This is a genomic window from Streptomyces sp. NPDC002276 (genome assembly GCF_053891435.1).
The window spans coordinates 297,068-317,464 of sequence record NZ_JBSFCQ010000012.1; the positions used below are offsets into that span (position 1 = coordinate 297,068).

15 protein-coding genes are annotated in these 20,397 nt (G+C 70.4%); 8 read left to right on the plus strand and 7 right to left on the minus strand.

Annotated elements, in window-relative coordinates; translation table 11 throughout:
- Positions 1-7 precede the first annotated feature (7 nt).
- A complete protein-coding gene (locus ACWIHT_RS29355; protein ID WP_456171301.1) occupies positions 8-451 on the plus strand; it encodes an SRPBCC domain-containing protein in 444 nt (147 codons plus the stop codon).
- Here the strand turns inward: ACWIHT_RS29355 and ACWIHT_RS29360 are convergent.
- The 4 genes from ACWIHT_RS29360 to ACWIHT_RS29375 all read right to left on the minus strand — a co-directional run bounded on the left by ACWIHT_RS29360 (position 373) and on the right by ACWIHT_RS29375 (position 6,574).
- Complete coding sequence (locus tag ACWIHT_RS29360) at positions 373-3,189, minus strand: NHLP bacteriocin export ABC transporter permease/ATPase subunit (protein WP_456171302.1); 2,817 nt, start codon at positions 3,187-3,189, stop codon at positions 373-375. The genes ACWIHT_RS29355 and ACWIHT_RS29360 overlap by 79 nt on opposite strands.
- A gap of 1 nt (position 3,190) precedes the next feature.
- Positions 3,191-5,413 (minus strand): NHLP family bacteriocin export ABC transporter peptidase/permease/ATPase subunit, encoded by a 2,223-nt coding sequence (locus ACWIHT_RS29365; protein WP_456171303.1) that lies wholly within the window; start codon positions 5,411-5,413, stop codon positions 3,191-3,193.
- Positions 5,410-6,216 (minus strand): HlyD family efflux transporter periplasmic adaptor subunit, encoded by an 807-nt coding sequence (locus tag ACWIHT_RS29370; RefSeq protein WP_456171304.1) that lies wholly within the window; start codon positions 6,214-6,216, stop codon positions 5,410-5,412. The genes ACWIHT_RS29365 and ACWIHT_RS29370 overlap by 4 nt, the downstream gene beginning before the upstream one ends.
- 142 nt (positions 6,217-6,358) lie before the next feature.
- Positions 6,359-6,574, minus strand: coding sequence for a type A2 lantipeptide (locus ACWIHT_RS29375; RefSeq protein WP_431248729.1), 216 nt, complete (start codon positions 6,572-6,574; stop codon positions 6,359-6,361).
- Between the two features lie 759 nt (positions 6,575-7,333).
- On the opposite strand from ACWIHT_RS29375, the gene ACWIHT_RS29380 reads away from it, so the two are divergent.
- Entirely contained in the window at positions 7,334-8,719 is a 1,386-nt protein-coding gene (locus ACWIHT_RS29380; RefSeq protein ID WP_456171305.1) for a S1 family peptidase, read from the plus strand.
- Between the two features lie 80 nt (positions 8,720-8,799).
- Here ACWIHT_RS29380 and ACWIHT_RS29385 read toward each other — a convergent pair whose 3' ends face one another.
- The gene (locus ACWIHT_RS29385; protein ID WP_456171331.1) at positions 8,800-10,944 is read right to left on the minus strand and encodes a SpoIIE family protein phosphatase; all 2,145 of its coding nucleotides are present in this window, start codon (positions 10,942-10,944) and stop codon (positions 8,800-8,802) included.
- 172 nt (positions 10,945-11,116) lie between these two features.
- On the opposite strand from ACWIHT_RS29385, the gene ACWIHT_RS29390 reads away from it, so the two are divergent.
- From ACWIHT_RS29390 to ACWIHT_RS29415, 6 genes are all read left to right on the plus strand, one after another.
- The gene (locus ACWIHT_RS29390; RefSeq protein ID WP_456171306.1) at positions 11,117-13,558 is read left to right on the plus strand and encodes a SpoIIE family protein phosphatase; all 2,442 of its coding nucleotides are present in this window, start codon (positions 11,117-11,119) and stop codon (positions 13,556-13,558) included.
- A gap of 81 nt (positions 13,559-13,639) precedes the next feature.
- Complete coding sequence (locus ACWIHT_RS29395; RefSeq protein ID WP_456171307.1) at positions 13,640-13,924, plus strand: hypothetical protein; 285 nt, start codon at positions 13,640-13,642, stop codon at positions 13,922-13,924.
- A 91-nt stretch (positions 13,925-14,015) separates the two neighbouring features.
- The gene (locus ACWIHT_RS29400; protein ID WP_431248724.1) at positions 14,016-15,083 is read left to right on the plus strand and encodes a glucose-1-phosphate thymidylyltransferase; all 1,068 of its coding nucleotides are present in this window, start codon (positions 14,016-14,018) and stop codon (positions 15,081-15,083) included.
- Entirely contained in the window at positions 15,080-16,051 is a 972-nt protein-coding gene (gene rfbB, locus ACWIHT_RS29405) for a dTDP-glucose 4,6-dehydratase (protein ID WP_456171308.1), read from the plus strand. The genes ACWIHT_RS29400 and rfbB overlap by 4 nt, the downstream gene beginning before the upstream one ends.
- Positions 16,051-16,932 carry a dTDP-4-dehydrorhamnose reductase gene (gene rfbD / locus ACWIHT_RS29410; protein ID WP_456171309.1) on the plus strand — a complete coding sequence of 294 codons (882 nt, stop codon included), beginning with the start codon at positions 16,051-16,053 and terminating at the stop codon, positions 16,930-16,932. Before rfbB ends, rfbD begins: the two co-directional genes overlap by 1 nt.
- On the plus strand, positions 16,929-17,732 hold the full coding sequence (locus tag ACWIHT_RS29415; protein ID WP_456171310.1) for a class I SAM-dependent methyltransferase: 804 nt from the start codon (positions 16,929-16,931) through the stop codon (positions 17,730-17,732). Before rfbD ends, ACWIHT_RS29415 begins: the two co-directional genes overlap by 4 nt.
- Here ACWIHT_RS29415 and rfbC read toward each other — a convergent pair.
- Both rfbC and ACWIHT_RS29425 read right to left on the minus strand, forming a co-directional pair.
- Positions 17,722-18,330: a dTDP-4-dehydrorhamnose 3,5-epimerase gene (gene rfbC / locus ACWIHT_RS29420; protein WP_456171311.1), complete on the minus strand. Its 609-nt coding sequence runs from the start codon at positions 18,328-18,330 to the stop codon at positions 17,722-17,724. The genes ACWIHT_RS29415 and rfbC overlap by 11 nt on opposite strands.
- A gap of 34 nt (positions 18,331-18,364) precedes the next feature.
- Positions 18,365-20,329 carry a glycosyltransferase family 2 protein gene (locus ACWIHT_RS29425; RefSeq protein WP_456171312.1) on the minus strand — a complete coding sequence of 655 codons (1,965 nt, stop codon included), beginning with the start codon at positions 20,327-20,329 and terminating at the stop codon, positions 18,365-18,367.
- Between the last annotated feature and the right edge of the window lie 68 nt (positions 20,330-20,397).

A 20,397-nucleotide genomic window follows, 5' to 3' on the forward strand; every position in this document is an offset into this window, starting at 1 on the left:
ATCCGCCATGTCCGTCGACCTCACCGGCACCTGGCTCGCCCTCGGCGACGGCCGCCCCGCCGTCCGTTTCAGCCGCGTCTACGACCAACCCCTGGACCGGGTCTGGCAGTTCGTGACCGACCCCGACGAACTCGCCCAGTGGTTCCCCTCGCGTGCCGAGTTCGAGCTGCGCCCCGGCGGCACGGCCACCTTCAGTGGGAGGTGTGCCTCGCTGTACTGGGCGCGAAGGCCCGAGGCGAGCGAGTCCAGGGACCGCACGCCGGTGCCGGTGTGCCCTGGAAGGCGTTCTACGACGGGTACTTGGCGGCCGGGACTCTCTCCGGCGCTCCCGTGCCGGGCCTGGACTGACGTATCCCGGTCCCGGCCGGACCGTCACGTCATCTGCCGCCGCACCAGCTCGTGCAGTCGCCCGCCCGTGTCCGCCAACAGCTGGGCGGGCGGCCCCTGTTGAGCGACCTTGCCGTCCTCCATGACGACGACACGGTCCGCGTCCAGCACCGTCGACAGGCGGTGCGCGATGACGATCCGGGTGGCGTCGAGGGCCTTGGTGCTCTCGATCACCGTGCGCTGGGTCTCGTTGTCGAGGGCGCTGGTCGCCTCGTCGAAGAAGAGGATGCGCGGTCGGCGGATCAACGCCTGGGCGATCATGAGGCGTTGACGCTGGCCGCCCGAGACCGCGCCGCTGCCCGCGACGATGGTGTGCAGGCCCATCGGCATCCGCCTGATGTCCTCGGCGAGGCCCGCCATCTCGGCCGCCGCCATCGCCTCCTCCGGCGTGAACGGCTCGGTGCCGCAGATGACGTCCAGGATGGAACCGGTGAACGGCTGCGCGTGCTGGAGCACCACCCCGCACTGCCGCCGTACGGCCGACTGGTCGAGGGCGCCGAGGTCCTGGCCGTCGTAGAGGACGCTGCCCGAGACCGGTTTGTCGAAGCCGATGAGGAGGCGCAGCAGGGTGGACTTGCCGCAGCCGCTGGGGCCGACGATCGCCACGAACTCGCCCGCGCGCACCTGGAACGACACATCGTCGAGGACGAGGGGGCCGTCGTCGGCGTACCGGAAGGACAGGCGGCGGGCCTCGATCGCGCCCGACAGGCGGCCGGGGCGGGTGCTCGCGGTGCGGACCTCCGGGGCCGCGTCCAGGACCGGCCTGATCTCCTCGAACAGCGGTAGCGCGGAGACCACGGAGACGAAGGCACCGGTCAGGCTGGTGACGGAGGTCAGGACCATCGTCACCGAGGTGTTGAAGGTCAGGAAGGTGGCGGCCGACATCGAGCCGCGTGCCGGGCCCGCGAGCAGCATGAACATCAGCAGGGTGCAGACGGGCAGGTACACCGCGCCCAGCACCGTGGTGAGGTTCTTGATCCGGCCGACCTTCTGCTGGAGTTCACGGCTGCGCGCGAACTCGGCGGCCCAGGCGGCGTAGGCGTAGTTCTCGGCCGCCGCCACTCGCAACTTCGGTAGTCCGCGCAGGGTTTGGAACGCCTGGTTGTTCAGCTTGTTGCTGAGCACGACCAGCTTGCGCTGCCAGCGCACCTGCCACAGGCCGAGTCCCAGGAACACGGCCGCGATCACCACGAGCATGCCGATCGCCGTGAACGCCATGGATGGGCTGTACCAGAACAGCAGGCCCAGGTTCATCGCGCCGACCGTCAGCGACTGGGCGACCACGGGCCCGACTCCCGCCAGCAGGCGGCGAATCGAGCTGATGCCCATCGCCGCGCTCGCCAGCTCTCCTGTCGAGCGTTCGGTGAAGAACTTCGTGGGCAGCCTCAACAAGCGGTCCCAGACGGCCGGTTGGAGCGTGGCCTCGATCCGGCCCTCCAGGCGGAGGATCGTGAGGTTCTCCAGCAGCATGAAGGCCGCCGCGACCACGCTCGTCACCATCACGGCCAGGCAGACCTGCATGATCAGGTTCGTCTGCGCCTTCGGTACGAACTCGCCGAGCACCTTGCCCGTCGCAATGGGCACGAGTGCTCCGATCGCGACCGTGACCAGTCCGCTGATCAGCAGGTTGGAGAGGTCGCTGCCGGTGCCCTGCATGCTGAAGTGGAGCAGCCTCAGCGGACTGAGCCGTCGCTCGGGCAGCGGGCGGTAGAACATCACCGCGCGCGGCTCGAACTCCTCCGCGTTCGCCTTCTCGATCGGCGTCTCGCGGCCGGTCGCCGGATGGACGGCCACGTAGCCGCCGCGCCGCCACAGCAGTGCGACCGGCGCCCCGGACAGTGCCCGATGGCCCACCAGCGGACCGATGTTGTCCCGCCACCAGCGTCCGTCGAGCCGTACGGCCCGTACCCGGACGCGGGAGGTGAGGGCGATCCGCTCGACCGGATCGAGGCGGTCGCTCTCGCTGCCGCTCTGCGCGGGTTCGGCGAGTGCGATGCCGGCCGCCTCGGCGACCAACTTGCAGGCCGCGTACGACGCGTCGGCGTCGGCCGCCGTCGTGCGCCGGGCCGACGACCTGCCGATCGACGCGAGCAGCGTCCGGTCGGCCTGGGCGCGTACCGCCTCACCGGCCTTGATACCGGCGGCGGTTCGGGTCTCGTGGGTGCGCTCCAGCTGCTCGATCCACTTGTCCAGCGTGGAAAGGAGGCGGTACTGCTGGTCGACCATGCCTTCCCAGACACCCGGGTCCATCAGCAGATCGGCCGCCGCCTCCGCGCCGTACAACGACCCGTACTGCACGCTGCCCGGCGGCACTTGCATCCAGAACACGTCGTCGTCGGTGAGCGCGGCGGCCCGTTCGGTCGCCATCGGGGCCTGGAAGAGGATGGAGAGACCGCGGCCCACGCCGAGGGCCAGGGCGTATTCGAGGGGGCTCGAAGTCGGGGGCACGTACTGGGGGTTGCCGTACTCGTCGTACGACCAGGTCTGGGTGTTCGCGGGCTGGTACAGCTCGCGCAGGTTGATGCGGTGCACCACGCAGTCCCGCAACGGGCGTGCCACCAGGGTGTGTTGGGGTCCGGTGACCGGGCCGAGCAGCAGTGAGCCCGCCTCCAGCCGGCCGAGGTGGTGCCAGTGGCCCTGCTGTACGGCGTCCACCGCGAAGAGGTCGATGGCGCCCGACGCGACCAGCCACAGCACCTGCGGACCTTCGAGGTCGAGGCGGTTGAATCCGGTGCAGTCGATCGGCGTGCCCAGGGACCCCAGTGCGCCGAGGACCAGGTCGCCTTCCTGAACTGACGTCATCTCAGCGCTCCTTGACCAGCGTGGCGTACGTGCCACCGGCCGCGACCAGGGCGTCGTGCCGCCCGCGTTCCACGATCGTGCCGTGTTCGAGGACGACGATCTCGTCGCTGTCGCGCACGGTGCTGAGCCGGTGCGCGATCACCACACAGGCGCAGCCACGCTTGCGCAGGTTGTCCATCACGATCAGCTCGGTCTCCGCGTCCAGGGCGCTCGTCACCTCGTCGAGCACGAGGATGCTGGGCCTGCGCACCAACGCCCTTGCGATCTCCAGGCGTTGGCGCTGACCGCCGGAGAAGTTGCGCCCGTCCTGCTCGACCCGGCTGTGGATGCCGCCGGGCCGCCGCATCACCATGTCGTACAGGGCCGCGTCCCGCAGCGCGTCCGTCACCGCGTCGTCCGGGATGGAGGGGTCCCACAGCGCGACGTTGTCGCGGACCGAGCCCTCGAAGAGGAACACGTCCTGGTCGACGAAGGACACGGAGGCGGCGAGCGCGCCGCGCGGGATGTCCTCAAGGCGGTGGTCGTCGATACGGATCACGCCCTCCCATGGTGTGTAGAGACCCGAAATCAGCCTGGACACCGTGGACTTGCCGCTGCCGGAGCCGCCGACCAGCGCCACCTGCTGGCCCGGTCCGACGGTGAGCGAGAAGCCGGTGAGGAGGGGCTTGTCGAGGGGGCTGTAGCCGAAGGTGATGTTCTCCAACTCGACGTGCCCTTGCAGCCGGCGGGTCGAATCGGCGCCGCCCGCACGGGAGTAGAGGGGATCGGCCTGGAAGTTCTCGACGTCCTTGAGGCGGGCCACGTCCGCCGCGAAGTCCTGGATGCGGCCCGCGACGCCGTTGAGCCGGGTGATCGGCGCGGTGAAGCGGGTGACCAGGGCCTGGAAGGCGACCAGTAGACCGACCGAGATGCCCCCCTCCACGGCCCGCATGCCGCCGATCCACAGGATCAGCGCGCTGTTGAGGGAGGCGAGCGTCGGCGCGACCACGCCCAGCCAGGCGCTCGGCACCCCGAGGCGCTGCTGCTCCTCCAGGGTGGTGGCGTGCTGCCCGGCCCACTTGCGGAAGTAGCCGTCCTCGCCGCCGGTCGCCTTCATCGTCTCGATCAACTGGAGCCCGGTGTAGGCGGTGTTCGTCAACCGGGCGCTGTCGGCACGCAGTTTCGCCGTGCGGGTCGCGCGCAGCCGGATGACGACCCGCATCGCCACCACGTTCAGCAGCGCGACGCCTATGCCCACATAGGTGAGTTGGGGATCGTAGGTGTAGAGGAGCACCGCGTAGAGCACCACGACCACCGCGTCCACGCCCGCCGCCGAGAGGTCGCGGGCCAGCGTCTCGGCGACGGAGTCGTTCGACTGGAGGCGCTGCACCAGGTCGGCCGGGCTGCGCTGGGAGAAGAACGTCACCGGCAACCGCAGCAGATGGCGCAGGAAGCGGGCGCTGGAGAGGGTGGAGGAGATGATGCGGCCGTGCAGCAAGTTCGCCTGTTGCAGCCAGGTCAGCACCAGGGTGAGCAGCACACAGGTCCCCATGGACGCGAACAGCACGCCCAGCAACGAGGTTTGACCACCTATCAGGAACATGTCGATGTAGGTCCGGCTGAGTGCGGGTATCGCCGCGCCGACCAGGACCAGCAGCAGGCTGGAGAGGACGGCGGCGGGCATCGTGCCCGCGGTGCCGCGCAGCCGGGCGGGCATCGCGCCCAGGACGCCCGGCTTGCGCCCGCCCTTCTCGAAACCCTCGCCCGGTTCCATCACCAGCACGACTCCGGTGAAGCTGGAGTCGAAGTCCTCCATGGGCACGAACCGGCGGCCCTTGCCGGGGTCGTTGACGTACACCCCGCGGCGGCCGAGGCGGCGGCCCATGCCGTCGTAGACGACGTAGTGGTTGAACTCCCAGAACAGGACTGCGGGGGACCGCACTTCGGCGAGGGCGGCGGTGTCCATCTGCATGCCCTTGGCCGTGAGGCCGTAACTGCGGGCCGCCTTCAGCAAGTTGCTGGCGCGGGAGCCGTCGCGGGAGACACCGCAGGCGATGCGCAGTTCCTCCAGCGGGACGTGGCGGCCGTAGAAGCCGAGGACCATCGCGAGGGAGGCGGCGCCGCATTCGACGGCCTCCATCTGGAGGACGGTGGGTGAACGGACCGTCTTTGCACGGCCCTTGGGGACCGGGCGTTTCGGCGGGGCGGAACGGCGCCGGGAACGGGTGTCCTGTGCGGGGCTCACGGCAGCAGCCAATCGAGGGGACGCTGATCGGCCAGCCGGATCGAGGCCGAGGCCATGGTCATGGAGGTGAGGGCGAAGGGCGGTCCGTCGGCGGACGACCACTTGTAACCGCTCTTCGTGCGGGCCGACTTGTCGAGCCTCACCAGCACGGCCACCGGTCTGCCCTTCTTGGTGAACTGCTCGCCGAGTTGGCTGTCCCCGAGGAACGCGGCGATCTGCTGCGCCGACTCGGCGGACCGGTCCACCGCCTTCACATGGCCGCGCAGCACGCCGTACGTCTGTGTCGGCACCGAGGACACGGTCAGGTCGACGGCGGCGTTCGCGGGGATGGCGGCGGCGTTCTCGGCGGGGACGTACACCGTCGCGTAGAGGGGGTCGGAGGCGCGTGCGACCTTCTCCACGGCGGCGACGTTCGCGCCGGTCTGGATGATCTGGCCGATGGTGGCGGCGAGCGCGGTGATCCGGCCCGCGGCGACCGTGCGTACGACGGAGTCGCCGTCGGCCGTACGGACCCGCAGGACAGGGGAGTTGGCCGGCAGCCGCTCGCCCTCCTGGGCGACGACGGCCGTGACCTGGCCCGCGACCGGGCTCTGGAGGATGTAACTGCCCTCCCCGTGCGTGAGGACGGCGGACGCCCCGACCGTGGAGGCCACGGAACCGGTCACCGCCCACACGGACGCGGCGGCAACCACGACCACTGTCACGCAGAGCACGAGCCAGCCCTGCGGACGCGCGAACCGCACCGGAAGATCCAGCTCCTCGGGCGACTGGAGCTTGGCGAGGGCCTGTTGGCGGAACTGCATGAATCTCCCTCACCTATGAAGGCGCTGGCGACTGGCCCGGCGAGTGAGCCGCTTCGGAGGTGAACCGAGCCCCAAAAAAAGGGGGCACCGGAAAGTCCCGGAGCCGGGAAACGGCTCCGGGACTCGGTGGGACAAGGCGCGATCAGAGACCGGCGACCAGGTTCGTGACCGGGGCCACGTTCAGGCCGGTGGTGCCCTCGACCGTGCCGATGACCGAGTCGACCAGGCCGGAGACCGGGACAACGCCGTCGACCAGGCCGGTGACGGTGCCGAGGGCGTTCAGGGAGAGACCACCGGAGACGTTGTCGAGCTCGGCGTCGGAGATCTCGACGGTCTGGACCTGGGGGGTGGAGTTCATGGGGGAACTTCCCTTCATATGGATATTCACAAGGGGGGAGCGGCCCCCTCTGGGGACAGACGACGGCCGCGACCGCAGGCGCCGGGCGCCGTTTCCGGAGCCCTGGTGGCTCCTGCGGTGCGATGGATCAAAGCACGCTGCGAACGGGCGCAGCCAATCAAACTCCTGTCCCACCAGGGCACTTGAGCCTCAGGGGGCGCGAACCGTGCAGGCGTGGGCACGAGGTGTCGGCGACTTCTTCACACGCCGCACGGCATCGCTTCGCGGGAGGGCTTGCGGAGCCGAAGCGGAATCGGGCACTCCCCACCAAAGGCGTTTCCGGGGGCGTGTGCATGTGCAGATCCGTCGAGTCCGGTGACTTCGTTGGGTACGCGCTGTGCAGATTCCCTGAAGCGAGGATTCCGCTCACCGTTCTCGACGGACCGTCACCGACCGGTCGCGTTCGGTTCTGGTCGGGGAGGGAGTGAACTGGGCGCGTGCGCACGGCGGTTCGGGCGGCCACCGATTCGATCAAGACATCCACCCGCTCGCCGGACACCCCGCCCGAAGAGCCCGTCATGCCGGTGGCACAGGCCCGCAGCCACCTCGTACCCCTGCCAGGTCAGGACCGGGACATGGCCGATTCGCGTTTTCGCAAAGGAAGTTGAGAAACGGAATTGAACACCTCACGTGACACGTGCGTATCAACGGGCATCCAGGCGCCCCCATAAGCCGCCACCCCCGGCGGCACAGACCCCGGTCCCCAGGAGGTCGAGAAGTTTGAGTCACAAGCGAATTCCGAAGCGCAAGGCCGCGATAGCTGTCGGCGGTGTCGCTGCACTCGGAGCGGCGGCGATCCTGCTGCCGAACGCCAACGCGTCCCAGGACAACTCGGCAGGCGCCGCCACCCCCAAGACCCTCAAGGCGACCGGCGCCTCGGACCTCTCCTCGCAGATCGCCGGACTGCTCGGCGACGCCTTCGCCGGGTCCTACTACGACAGCGCCACCCAGCAGCTCGTCGTGAACGTGATCTCCGGCGACAACAACAACGTCGTCGTACAGGCGGAGAAGGCCGGCGCCAAGGTGCGTCAGGTGCAGAACAGCACCGCCGAACTCACCGCCGCCGCCCAGGTGTTGAAGACCAAGGCCACCATCCCCGGTACCGCCTGGTCCGTCGACCCGAAGACCAACAAGATCCAGGTCCTCGCCGACAGCACCGTCACGGGCAGCAAGTGGGACACCGTGCTGTCGACCGTCAAGAGCCTCGGCACGAGCATGGCCACGGTCAAGAAGACCGCCGGCTCCTTCAAGACCCTGGTGTCGGGCGGCGACGCCATCTTCGCCCAGACCGACCAGGGCGGCGTCCGCTGCTCCCTCGGTTTCAACGTCACCGCGAGCGACGGCACCCCCGCCTTCCTGACCGCCGGACACTGCGGCGTCGCGGCGAAGCAGTGGTCCGACACGCAGGACGGCCAGCCGATCGCCACGGTCGACCAGGCCGTGTTCCCCGGCAACGACTTCTCCCTGGTGAAGTACGACGACACGGCCACCCAGACCACGAGCGACGTCAACGTGGGCAACGGCCAGACCGTCCAGATCAACCAGGCCGAGGACGCCACGGTCGGCACCCAGGTCTTCCGGATGGGCTCCACCACCGGTCTGCACGACGGCACGGTCACCGGACTCGACGCGACCGTCAACTTCCAGAGCGAGACCGACCCCAACGGTGTCGACACCGTCAACGGCCTCATCCAGACGGACGTCTGCGCCGAGGCGGGTGACAGCGGCGGCTCGCTCTTCACCCAGGACGGCGGCGCGGTCGGCCTCACCTCCGGCGGCAGCGGCGACTGCACCAGCGGCGGCGAGACCTTCTTCCAGCCGGTCACCGCCGCGCTGACGGCGACCGGGGCCACCCTCGGCGACGCCGGTGCGGGCGCGGGTGCCGGTGCGGGCGACGACACCGCCACGGCGGACCCGTCGGCGACCGCGGCCGACCCGTCGGCCACCGACGGCACCGGCGACCAGTCCGGAGCCGTGGACCCGTCCGCGACCGACGGCACGGGCGACCAGTCCGGCACCGGCGACGCGACGGGTGACGGAACCGGCGAGGGCACCGGTGACGGCACCGGAGCCGACGACGGCTCCTCGCTCACCTCAAGCCACTGATCCGACCCCTTCCTTCAGGTCGGCGGTGGATCGGTCCGGCCCTCCGGCGGGAGGGCCGGACCGCCCTGCGTGAACGTCAGTCAGTCGGGGCCCGGCTCCCGGGCCCGCAGCAGAAGCAGCGCCACGTCGTCGATCCGCTCGCGCGCCGAGGCGCTGTGCCGCACGAGTTCGTCGGCGATCTCCTCCAGCGGCAAGTCCCCTGCCGCCGCGAGGCGTTGGCCCAGTTCGGCGAGGGCGTCCTCGATGTCGACACCGGGCGACTCGATCAGCCCGTCGGTGTAGAGCGCGAGCACCGAACCGGGCGCGAGATCCACCTCCGTCGTCGGATAGGTCGCGTCCGCGTCGATGCCCAGCAGCGGACCACCGGCCAGGTCCAGCACCCGGACCCGCCCGTCCGGTCGGCGCAGCAACGGCGGCGGATGACCGGCACGCGCCATCACGGCCGTACCGCGCGCGGGATCCAGCCGTAGATACAGACAGCTCGCGAACAACTCCACGCCCAGGTCGATCAGCAGCCGGTTGGTGCTGCGCATGACCTCCTCCGGGGCCTGGCCGACCGTCGTGTAGGCGCGGACGGCCGTCCGGATCTGGCCCATCAGCCCGGCCGCGGTCACGTTGTGCCCCTGGACGTCGCCGATCACCGCGGCCGGACCCTCGGTCGTCACCAGGTCGTAGAAGTCGCCGCCGATCTCCATGCCCTGAGTGGCGGGCAGATAGCGGGCGGCGGCCTCGATACCCGGCAGCGGCGGCAGCGAGTGCGGCAGCAGCGCCGCCTGGAGGCCGTGGGCCAGCCGGTTCTTCGCGTCGTAGAGCAGCGCACGCGCCAGCGCCTGCGCGATCAGCCCACCCAGACTCGTCAGTACGGCCCGCTCGTCCGCGGGGAAGACATGCGGCTCGGCATAGGCCAGCACACAGGTGCCGACCGGGCGCCCGGACGCGATCAGCGGCAGATACGCCCAGGCCGCGAACACGTCGGGCGTGGAGGGCAGGTCCGGATAGAGCCGTTCCATCTCCTGCCGGGAGTCGAAGAACGCGGGCATACCGCTGTTCAACGCGGCCGTCCCCGGCGTCGACCGGGTCAGTGGCATTCCGTCGAAGCGCTCGACGAGATCTGGGTCCGGATAGCCGCGGTGCCCCAGCACATGCAGCCGCCCGCCCCGCGAACCGAGCACCACCAGCGCCTGACTGCCGACGGCAGGGGCGACCTCGTCCGCGATCAGCTGCACCACGTCCTCCACCCCGACCGCCTCGGTCAGCGCTCCCGCCAGGCTCAGCACCTGCGAGATGGACACCAGCCGCGACGGCCCCTCGCCCGGTCGTGGCGCCGCCCGGCCCAGCTCCGTCACCGCCCGCGCCCGGCTGATCCGCACACTCAGCCCGGTCGTGTTCGGATACATCCGGAACGACAGCCACTCGCCCGGCGGACGCAGCGCCACGAACGACGTCACCTGCTGACTGAGCAGCGCGGCCCGGTAACGGTCCTCGTACACCGGGTCGTTGAGCCACGGCACCGCCGCCCACAACTGGGTGCCCAACAGACTGCTCACCGACATCCCGAGCAGCTCCCCGGCCGCCGCGTTCGCGAAGCCCACCCGCCCGTGCAGATCCAGCGAACACAGCCCGTACGGCAGCCGGGCCACCATCCGCGCCGCCTCGACCGTGCCCAGCGTCCCGGCCACACTCGTCGCGGGGCCGGTGGCGAGCAGATCGGGTTCCGCCCGCGCCGGGCGCCGCTCTTCTACGGCCCGCTCCAGCCGCATCGCCAACCGGTCGCAGGCGGTGGTCAGCTGCTCGCGGTCCCGGTCGGACAGCACCGGAGGATGCGAACCGGGCCAGGTCACGAAGACCGAGCCGTAGACCGTGGACCCGGTCGCCACCGGCACCGCCGCCAGCGCGAAGGGATACGGCAGCACGACCGCGATCCGCGGATAGCGGCGGGCCATGTCCTCCTCGCCGCCGACCCAGATCAGCCGCCGCTCCCGCACCGCCTCGGCGACCGGGATCGGCGCGCTCAGCCCGACCCGCTCCCAGGGTGCGGCGAACGCCCGGGGCAGGCCCGCCATCACCGCCATCTCCAGCACCGGTTCCTCGGGCGTCAGCAGATAGACCGCGCCCGAGTGCGCGTGGACGGCGTCCATCATCGCGGCCAGCGCGAGCGACAGCATCGGCCGGCCGGCCGGTGCCCGCGCCTGCCGGGACAACTGCCCGTCTGACACGCCGACCACCTCCTCGCCCGGCCGTGCCGTTTCAGGGCTCAGGCCCAGGCTCCACCCTGAGGGCCCGACGCGCACGGCGAGCGGCACCGCCACCAAGGCACTGAGGGCCATCCGGCCCCTCATCTCCACGGAACGGTCACAGGGGCTGCGCAGTCGCCGCATAAGCGCTGTAATTGCGGACGTGGTCAGTGAGGGCGCTGAGGGACGCAGAGCGAGAACGCTGCGGGCCGAACTTGCCCTCAAAACGCTCACCACCGATCTCGACTCCCGCGAACGGCTGCGCCGGGTCCTCGAACAGGCCCTCGTCTTCGCCGCTGCCACCTTCGCCGGGGTGTACACGTCCGGTGAGGCCGACCTGCTGTGCCTGGTCGAGTCGGTCGGCGTGCCACGGACCCTGTACGGACTGCGGGACGGCTATCCGGCGTCCGGGGGAGCGCCCGTCGCCGAGGCGCGGCGCGGCGGGCACCCGGTCTGGCTCGGCCCCGAGGAACTGGCCGTCGGCTGCGACTCGCGCCGGCTGCCGACCGGGGAGTTCCATCTGGCGGCCCTGCCCGTGCGCGGGGACCGGGGCGGTGGCTGTCTGCTCGCGGTGAGCGAGCACCCGGCCGGGTTCGACACCGAGGACCGCGCCTGTCTCACACTGATCGCCGAGGCGGTCGCGATCCCGCTCCCGGACGAGGCCGTGGCGGGCGGGGAACTGCCCGCGGGCTCCTTCGACCTGGCCATGGACACCGGACGCGTCGAGATCGGCGGCGACATCCTCACGCTGTTCGGGCTCGGCCCGGGAGACTTCGACGGCAAGGTCGAGACCCTCCTCGGACTGACCGTGCCCGAGGACCTGCCCTCGCTGATGTCCGTCGTCGAGGCCGACCACATGGCTATCGGCGACCGCGAGTTGGAGTTCCGGGTCCTTCAGCCCTCGGGCCCGCCGAAGTGGCTGCGGCTGCGCGGGCGGCTCCTGCCCGGCGGCGACGGCCGCCCGGCCCGTCTCGTCGGCACCGTCGGCGACGCCTCCCAACTGCGCTCCGGCGTCAACGACGTGGCCCGCGTCCAGCGTCTCGCCGCCGCGCTCGCCATGGCGGGCACGGTCCGTGACGTCAGCCAGGCCGTGGTCGCCGCGCTGCGCAAACCGCTCCGCGCCGACCGCATCGCGCTCGCCGAACTGGAGGGCGACCGGCTCGTCGTCACCGTCCTGGACCCGCCCGAACCGGAGTCCTGGCCCGAGCTGTGGCGCCAGGAGTGGCGCAGCGAATGGCCGGACGCGCCCGTCCGTACGATGCCCTCCCTCGCCGCCGCCCTGCGCGAGGGCCGCGCCGCGATCTGGCCCGCGGGCACCGACCTGGAACCGGCCCTCGCCGAGGTCGGACCGGGCGGCCTCGCCGTGCTGCCGCTGTCCGCGGGCGGCCGGGTGTCCGGGGCCTGTCTGATCGGCTGGGACGACCCGCACGTTTTCGGCCCCGACGAACGCGCCCTGCTCACCGCCTCCGCCGGCCTCGCCGGACAGGCCCTGATGCGCGCCCACGCCTTCGACGCCGAACACGAACTCGTCGGCATGCTCCAGCGCCAGCTGCTGCCGCGCCGACTGCCGAAACTGCCCGGCGGGGTCGCCGTCGCCCGCTATCTGCCGACCACGGCAGGGCTTGAGGTCGGCGGCGACTGGTACGACGTGATCCCGCTGCCCGACAACCACGTGGCCCTCGTCATCGGCGACGTCCAGGGACACAACGCGGGCGCCGCCACCCTCATGGGCCAGATGCGCACAGCGCTGCGCGCCTACGCCGTCGAGGGACACCCCCCGGACGTCGTCGTCTCGCACGCCAACCGGCTCCTCATCGACCTGGAGACCGACCTCTTCGCCACCTGCTGCTACGTCGACGTCGACATGGAGGAAGGTTCCGCCTGGTACGTACGGGCCGGTCATCTGCCGCCCGTTCTGCGCCACCCGGACGGCAGCACCGAGATCCCCGAGCTGGACGGCGGCCCACCGCTCGGCGTGGTCACCCAGGCAGACTTCCCGATGAGCCCGCTGCGGCTCCAGCCCGGCACCGTCATCGCGCTGACCACCGACGGCCTCGTGGAGTCCAAGGAGGCCGACATCGACGAGGGCCTCGACCGGCTCGCCCATGGCCTCGCCCTCTCCGACCCCGCCCACCTCGGCCTCGTCGCCGACGCCCTGCTCGGCAACGCCCGCCGCGACGACGACGTGGCCCTGCTCCTCATGCGCTACGACGGCCTCGCCACCCGCCCCCGGCGGGAGAACTGGACGGTGTGGCGCGTCCCCGAGGCGGCCCGGCACGCCCGCCGCTTCACCAAGCGCACCCTGCGCGTGTGGGGCGTCACCGACGAGGTCGACACCATCCTCCTCGTCGTCTCCGAGCTGGTCACCAACGCGCTCGTGCACACCGACGGCCCGGTCCGCCTCGACCTCACCCTCGTCAACCGCCGGTTCCGTGTCGCCGTCGCCGACTCCTCGCCGCGCACCCCGGTCAAACCGACGAGCATCGGCTGGGAGGCCACCGGCGGCCGGGGGATCCTCCTCGTCGAGGCCATGTCGGCGGCCTGGGGCACGGTGCCGGTGAGCGGCGGCAAACAGGTGTGGGCGGAGATCGCGCTCGACCGGTAGACGGCCGCACGGGTGCCCGTCGGAGCGCGTAGCGGCAGGTCGGAGCGGCTGCGGACGTTCCCCGTGATGGGGTGCCTGCTTGTGGCACACACCTTCGAAGAACTGGTCGAGAAGCAGCGCGCGGCCGACCAGGCGCGCGCCAGGGTCAAGGAGATGCGGGACGCCCTCGGAGCCCCCGCCCACGAACCCTGGACCGAGGCCCAGACCGAGACCTACGAGACCGCGTGGCGGGCCTGGCGCGATCTGAGCCGTGACGCGCAGACCGCGGTGGGCGAGTACGCGAAGGACGAGGCGCTGGACCGCGCCGCGGTCACCGCGGACGTGGAGCGGGCGGCGGGCGATTTGTCCGACCCGCCGGTCGATTAGACACCTCCCGTTCCACCTATCGTTGGGTGGTCGTAATAAACGAACATAGGGAGGAACGATGCACGTCCAAAGATGACGCTAAGGTGAAGCGATGAAGGCTCTCGTTCTCTCCGGCGGCACTGGATCCCGCCTGAGGCCGATCACACACACATCGGCAAAACAGCTCGTCCCGGTGGCCAACAAGGCCGTCCTTTTCTACGGGCTCGAATCACTCGCCGACGCGGGCATCACCGAGGTCGGCATCATCGTCGGTGACACCGCGGCGGAGATCGAGGAGGCGGTGGGCGACGGGTCGAAGTTCGGCCTACAGATCACCTACATCCCGCAGGACCGCCCCCTCGGACTGGCCCACGCCGTCCTGATCGCGCGCGAGTACCTCGGCGACGACGACTTCGTGATGTACCTCGGCGACAACTTCATCGTCGGCGGCATCACCGGCCTCGTCGAAGGCTTCCAGGCCAACAAGCCCGACGCGCAGATCCTGCTCACCCACGTGCCCGACCCCCGCTCCTTCGGCGTCGCCGAACTCAGCGAATCCGGCCAGGTCATCGGCCTGGAGGAGAAGCCCGAGCACCCCAAGAGCGACCTCGCCCTGGTCGGTGTCTACCTCTTCACGCCCGCCATCCACGACGCCGTGCGCGCCATCAAGCCGTCCTGGCGCGGCGAGCTGGAGATCACCCACGCCATCCAGCAGCTGATCGACGACGGCGCCGACGTGCGCTCCTCGGTCATCCACGGCTACTGGAAGGACACGGGCAACGTCGTCGACATGCTCGAAGTCAACCGGACCGTCCTGGAGAGCATGGACCGCCGCATCGACGGCGAGGTCGACGACGCCTCCGAGACCATCGGCCGCGTGGTGATCGAGGAGGGCGCGCGCATCGAGCGCTCCCGCATCGTCGGACCCGTCGTCATCGGTTCCGGAACCGTCGTGAGCGACTCCTACGTCGGACCGTTCACCTCGGTCGCGGAGAACTGCAAGATCACCGACAGTGAGCTGGAGTTCTCCATAGTGCTTCAGGACTCGTCCATCGCCGGGGTGGGCCGGATCGAGTCCTCGCTCATCGGCAAGCACGTCGAAGTGACCCCCGCTCCGGGGGTACCCAGCGCCCACCGCCTCGTTCTCGGAGACCACAGCAAGGTGCAGATCCGTTCATGAATCTCCTCGTCACCGGCGCCGCCGGCTTCATCGGTTCCACGTACGTCCGCACACTCCTCGCCTCGGACGCGGCCGACGCGCCCCGCATCACGGTGCTGGACAAGCTCACGTACGCCGGCACGCTCGACAACCTGGAAATAGGCCACCCGCGCCTGGAGTTCGTCCAGGGCGACATCTGCGACGCCGAACTGGTCGACAAGCTGATGGCCGAGGCGGACCAGGTCGTCCACTTCGCCGCCGAGTCCCACGTGGACCGCTCGATCAACGGCGCCGCCGACTTCGTCCGCACCAACGTGGTGGGCACCCAGGTCCTGCTGGACGCCGCCCTGCGCTACACCGTGCCGTTCGTGCACATCTCCACCGACGAGGTCTACGGCTCCATCGAGACCGGCTCCTGGCCCGAGACCCACCCGCTGGCGCCGAACTCGCCGTACTCCGCGTCGAAGGCCTCCTCCGACCTGCTCGCCCTGGCCTACCACCGCACCCACGGCCTGGACGTCCGCGTCACCCGCTGCTCGAACAACTACGGGCCGCACCAGTTCCCCGAGAAGGTCATCCCGCTGTTCGTCAGCAACCTCCTCGACGGCAAGAAGGTCCCCCTCTACGGCGAGGGCCTCAACGTCCGCGACTGGCTGCACGTCGAGGACCACTGCCAGGGCATCGAGCTGGTGCGCACCAAGGGCCGGGCCGGCGAGGTCTACAACATCGGCGGCGGCACCGAGCTCAGCAACAAGGAACTCACCGGTCTGCTCCTCGAAGCCTGCGGCGCGGACTGGGACTCGGTCGAGCGCGTCGAGGACCGCAAGGGCCACGACCTGCGCTACTCCGTCGACTGGTCCAAGATCCACGACGAGCTGGGCTACACCCCGAAGCATGACTTCACCACCGGCCTCGCGGACACCGTCGCCTGGTACCGCGACAACCGCGCCTGGTGGGAGCCCCTCAAGGCCCGGGTGGAGCGCGCCTGATGAAGTGGCTGGTCACCGGTGCCGGCGGGATGCTCGGCCATGACGTACTGGACGAACTCGCCCGCCGCGGTGAGCAGTTCGTCGGTCTCGACCGCGCCGCCCTGGACATCACCGACCCCGCGTCGGTGGACCGGGCGTTCGCGGAGCACCACCCCGACGTGGTGGTGAACTGCGCGGCGTACACCGCCGTCGACGACGCCGAGACCGACGAGGAGCGGGCCCTTCGCATCAACGGCGAGGGGCCCCGGCTCCTCGCCCGCGCCTGTGCCGCCTCGGGCGCGCGCCTGGTGCATGTCTCCACCGACTACGTCTTCGACGGCGAGGCCCGCTCCACGCCGTACCCGGAGAACCATCCCACCGCACCCCGCACCGCCTACGGCCGCACCAAACTCGCGGGCGAGCAGGCCGTGTTGGAGGAACTGCCCGGTGGGAGCGCGATCGTCCGCACGGCTTGGTTGTACGGAGCCTGTGGGGGTAACTTCGTCCGCACGATGATCGAGCTGGAAGCACGTCGCGACACTCTCGACGTCGTCGACGACCAGCACGGACAGCCGACCTGGAGCGCCGACGTCGCCGTACGGATCGCCGATCTCGGCGCCCGTATCGGGCAGGTCGAGGGCGCGCACGGGGTGTTCCACGCGACCAGCTCCGGCGAGACCAGCTGGCACGGTCTCGCCCAGGAGGTGTTCCGGCTCATCGACGCCGACCCGGAGCGGGTCCGCCCCACCACGAGCGCTGCCTTCGTCCGTCCCGCGCCCCGCCCCGCCTACAGCGCCCTCGGGCACGAGCGGTGGCGGGAAGTCGGTCTGGAACCGCCAAGGGACTGGCGGTCCGCCCTGCACGAAGCACTTCCTCACATCCGCAAGGAGATTTCTTCGTGAAACGCCATGAGTTCCTGCGGGGACTCCACAAGTCAACCGCGAACCGCAACTACCTGGAGATCGGCGTCAACGACGGCCGCAGCCTGACGCTCTCCCGGGTGCCGAGCGTCGCGATCGATCCCGCGTTCAAGGTGGTCACGGAGATCCGCTGCGACGTCCACCTGGCCAAGGCGACCAGTGACGACTTCTTCGCCCGGGACAACCCGCTGGTGCACCTGCGCGGCGGCCGCCACCCGCTGCGTCAACTGGCCCGCAACCGGAGCCCGTTGGGCTGGTGGAAGACCGTCACGCTGGATCTGTCGTTCATCGACGGCATGCACCTCTTCGAGTACGCGCTGCGCGACTTCATCAACGTGGAGAAGCACTCGGACTGGGCCAGCGTCATCGTCTTCGACGACATGCTGCCGCGCAGCATCGACGAGGCGGCCCGCGACCGGCACACCGACGCCTGGACCGGCGACGTGTACAAGCTGGTCGAGATCCTCGCCCGCTACCGTCCCGACCTGGTGACCGTCCTGGTCGACACCCAGCCCACGGGTCAGCTCGTGGTCTTCGGCGCCGACCCGAACAACACCGTCCTCAAGGACAAGTACGACGAGATCATCGCCGAGTTCGAGGTCCCGGACCCGCAGAAGGTGCCCGAGGCGATCCTGGAGCGCACCACCGCGGTGAAGCCCGAGGCGCTGCTGAACGCCGGCTTCTGGGGCCCCCTGGCCAAAGCCCGTGACCGCGGGACCAAGCGGTCCCGCGGCTGGGAGCCCCTGCGCCGCTCGGTGGAGCAGCTCAGCGTCAGCCGCTGAGCTGCCCACTCCGCAGTCGCTCGTAGTAGGCGGAGCAGTCCGCGTAGGACGGAAGAAGTCCTGACTGCTCCGCCTCTGCCAGTGTGGGCGCCTCGGCGTCCTTCTCCGAGAGCACCGGCTCGAAGCCCTCGGGCCAGTCGATGCCGAGCGCCGGGTCGAGCGGGTTGATGCCGTGCTCACGCCCCGGCGAGTAGCCCGTCGAGCACAGGTACACGACCGTCGCGTCGTCGGTCAGGGCCATGAACGCGTGCCCAAGCCCCTCGGCGAGGAACACGGCGTGGTTGCTGTCGTCGTCCAGCCGGACGGCCTCCCACCGACCGAACGTGGGAGAGCCGACGCGGATGTCCACGATCACGTCGAGGACGGTGCCCCGCACGCACTTGACGTACTTGGCCTGGCTCGGCGGCACGTCGGAGAAGTGCACTCCGCGCACCACACCGCGCCGCGAGACCGAGCAGTTGGCCTGCGCCAGGTCCAGGTCGTACCCGGTGGCCTCGCGGAACTCCTCGCCGCGGTACCACTCGTGGAAACTGCCCCGGTCGTCGGGGAAGACCTTGGGTTCCAGGACCCAGGCGCCTTCGATTCCCAGTGCTCGCACGTTCTTCCGTCCTCCATGACTTGCTTGCTCGGTGCTACTTGCTCAGGGCGCGCTTCAGCTTGCGCGCCACCCGGTAGGCCAGCCCCGGCTTGGGCTTGGCGGCCACCGGCTTCGGCGCGGGCTTGGGCTCGGCGGGCTTGGTCTTCGGGGCGGCCTCCACCCGGATACCGCCGGCGTCACCGGCCAGCCGCACCGGCAGGGCCAGGAAGCGCTGCCCGGTGGCGGCCGGGGTCAGGCACACCGACGCGTTCCACGCCAGGTCCTTCAGCTCGGCGGCGGGCACCTCGGCCGCGAGCCGCGCACCGGAGGACTCGGGGGAGACCACACCGGGCACGTCCAGGGTCGTACCGGACGACTTGTGGGTCAGGCGCAGCAGTACGTCCGTGGTGGCGGCGACGTAGAAGGGGAGCAGGACGCCGACGCGGGCGCCGGTGACCGTGAAGTCGTCGGTCTTGAGGTCGCCGAGGCCGAGGCGCTTGCTCGCCTTGTCGACGTCGAGGGAGAAGTTGCCGTGCGGCTCGGTGTAGTACGGCAGCAGCACCTGGCCGGCGACGACACCGGCGTGCCCGGCGTTCTCGCCGTGCTGCGGGACCGGGCCGAGGCGGCACTCCTTGTTCCAGGAGCCGATGACGACCCGGACGTAGGTGTCCCAGAGGCCCTCGCCGAGCGGGACGCCACCGGCCGCGGTGGCGGGGTCGATCGTGGCCGTGGCGTGCAGCACCAGGCGGACGCCGGTGCCGTCGGCGACCGTCTCGTGCGAGATCTGCACGGGCTGGAAGTGCGAGGCGGCGCTGGTGCGTTCGCGGACGACGAGGTCGGCCGTCGCCTTCTTGAAGTTGAGGGTGGCGTCGGCCGTCAGCATGGCGGTCGCCTCGGCGAGGGTCTTCGGCTCCGGTTGCTTGGGGGCGGGAGCGCCCTTGGCCTCGAAGATCGCCGGCTTGCCGTCGACGACGAACTCGGCCCGGTAGTGGACCAGCAGCTTGCCGTCCCGCCACTCGATCTCGCCCGGGACCGCCGTCGGCTTGAGGGCGGCCTCCCACTCGGCCAGCTCGACGAGGTCGTCGTAGCGGTCGGCGGCGGCGAGGGCGGCGACGACCCGCAGGCGCGGGCCGAGACCGGCCGCGACACCGGGGCCGAAGCGCTCGGTCATGACACCGCGCATCTCCTTGAGGAGTTCACGGCGGTAGTCGTCGGGGGCCTTGAGGAGCCGGGCGCCGCCGAGGCGCTCCATCATCTCGACGCGCAGCCAGCGGCGGAAGATCTTGTCGCGGGCCGGACCGGGCTCGGTGTACTTCTCGACGACGTCGAGCGCCTCGCGCAGGTTCTTGAAGTAGCCGACGGGGTCGAAGCGCTGGAAGCCGGCGTTCGAGGCGTCGTCGCGCTTGATGTGGTAGTAGCAGACGTAGTCGCTGAGCACGGAGACGTTGTCGGCGGCGAGGTAGGCCTCCGTGAAGAAGACGTGATCCTCAAGGCGGCGACGCCCCTCGGGGAACCGCAGGTTGATGCGGTCGAGGAACGCGCGGCGGACCATCTTGTGCGGGGTGAGGCTGTCCATCAGCGGCGCGGTCTCGACCGACGCGTGCGGGTAGTTCTTGCGGAACAGCTCCACGGGTACGGCGCGGCCCTTGCCTGCCATCTTGCCGACGATGACGTCGGCGCCGTTGGCCACGCCGTAGTCGTACATCCGCTCAAGGGCCTCGTCACCGAGGTAGTCGTCGTTGTCGACGAACATGACGAACTCGCCCTTGGAGGCGGCGATGCCGACGTTGCGGGGCTTGCCCGACCAGCCCGACGCCTCCTGGTGGATGACGTGGAAGTGGGGGTGCTCGGCGGCGATCTCGTCGAGCCGCGCGGGCGTGCTGTCTGTCGAGCCGTCGTCGACGAAGATCGCCTCGTACTCGTCGTTAGGCAGCGACTGCCTGAGGAGAGAGGAGATGCAATCCTCGATATAGGGCCCTGGGTTGTACACAGGGACGACGACACTGACCTTGACCGACATCCGGCTTCTAGCCCCCTTGTTTGCGCTGACCGTCCCCCGTTGCGGAACGGCGCGAGTGGGGTGATGCT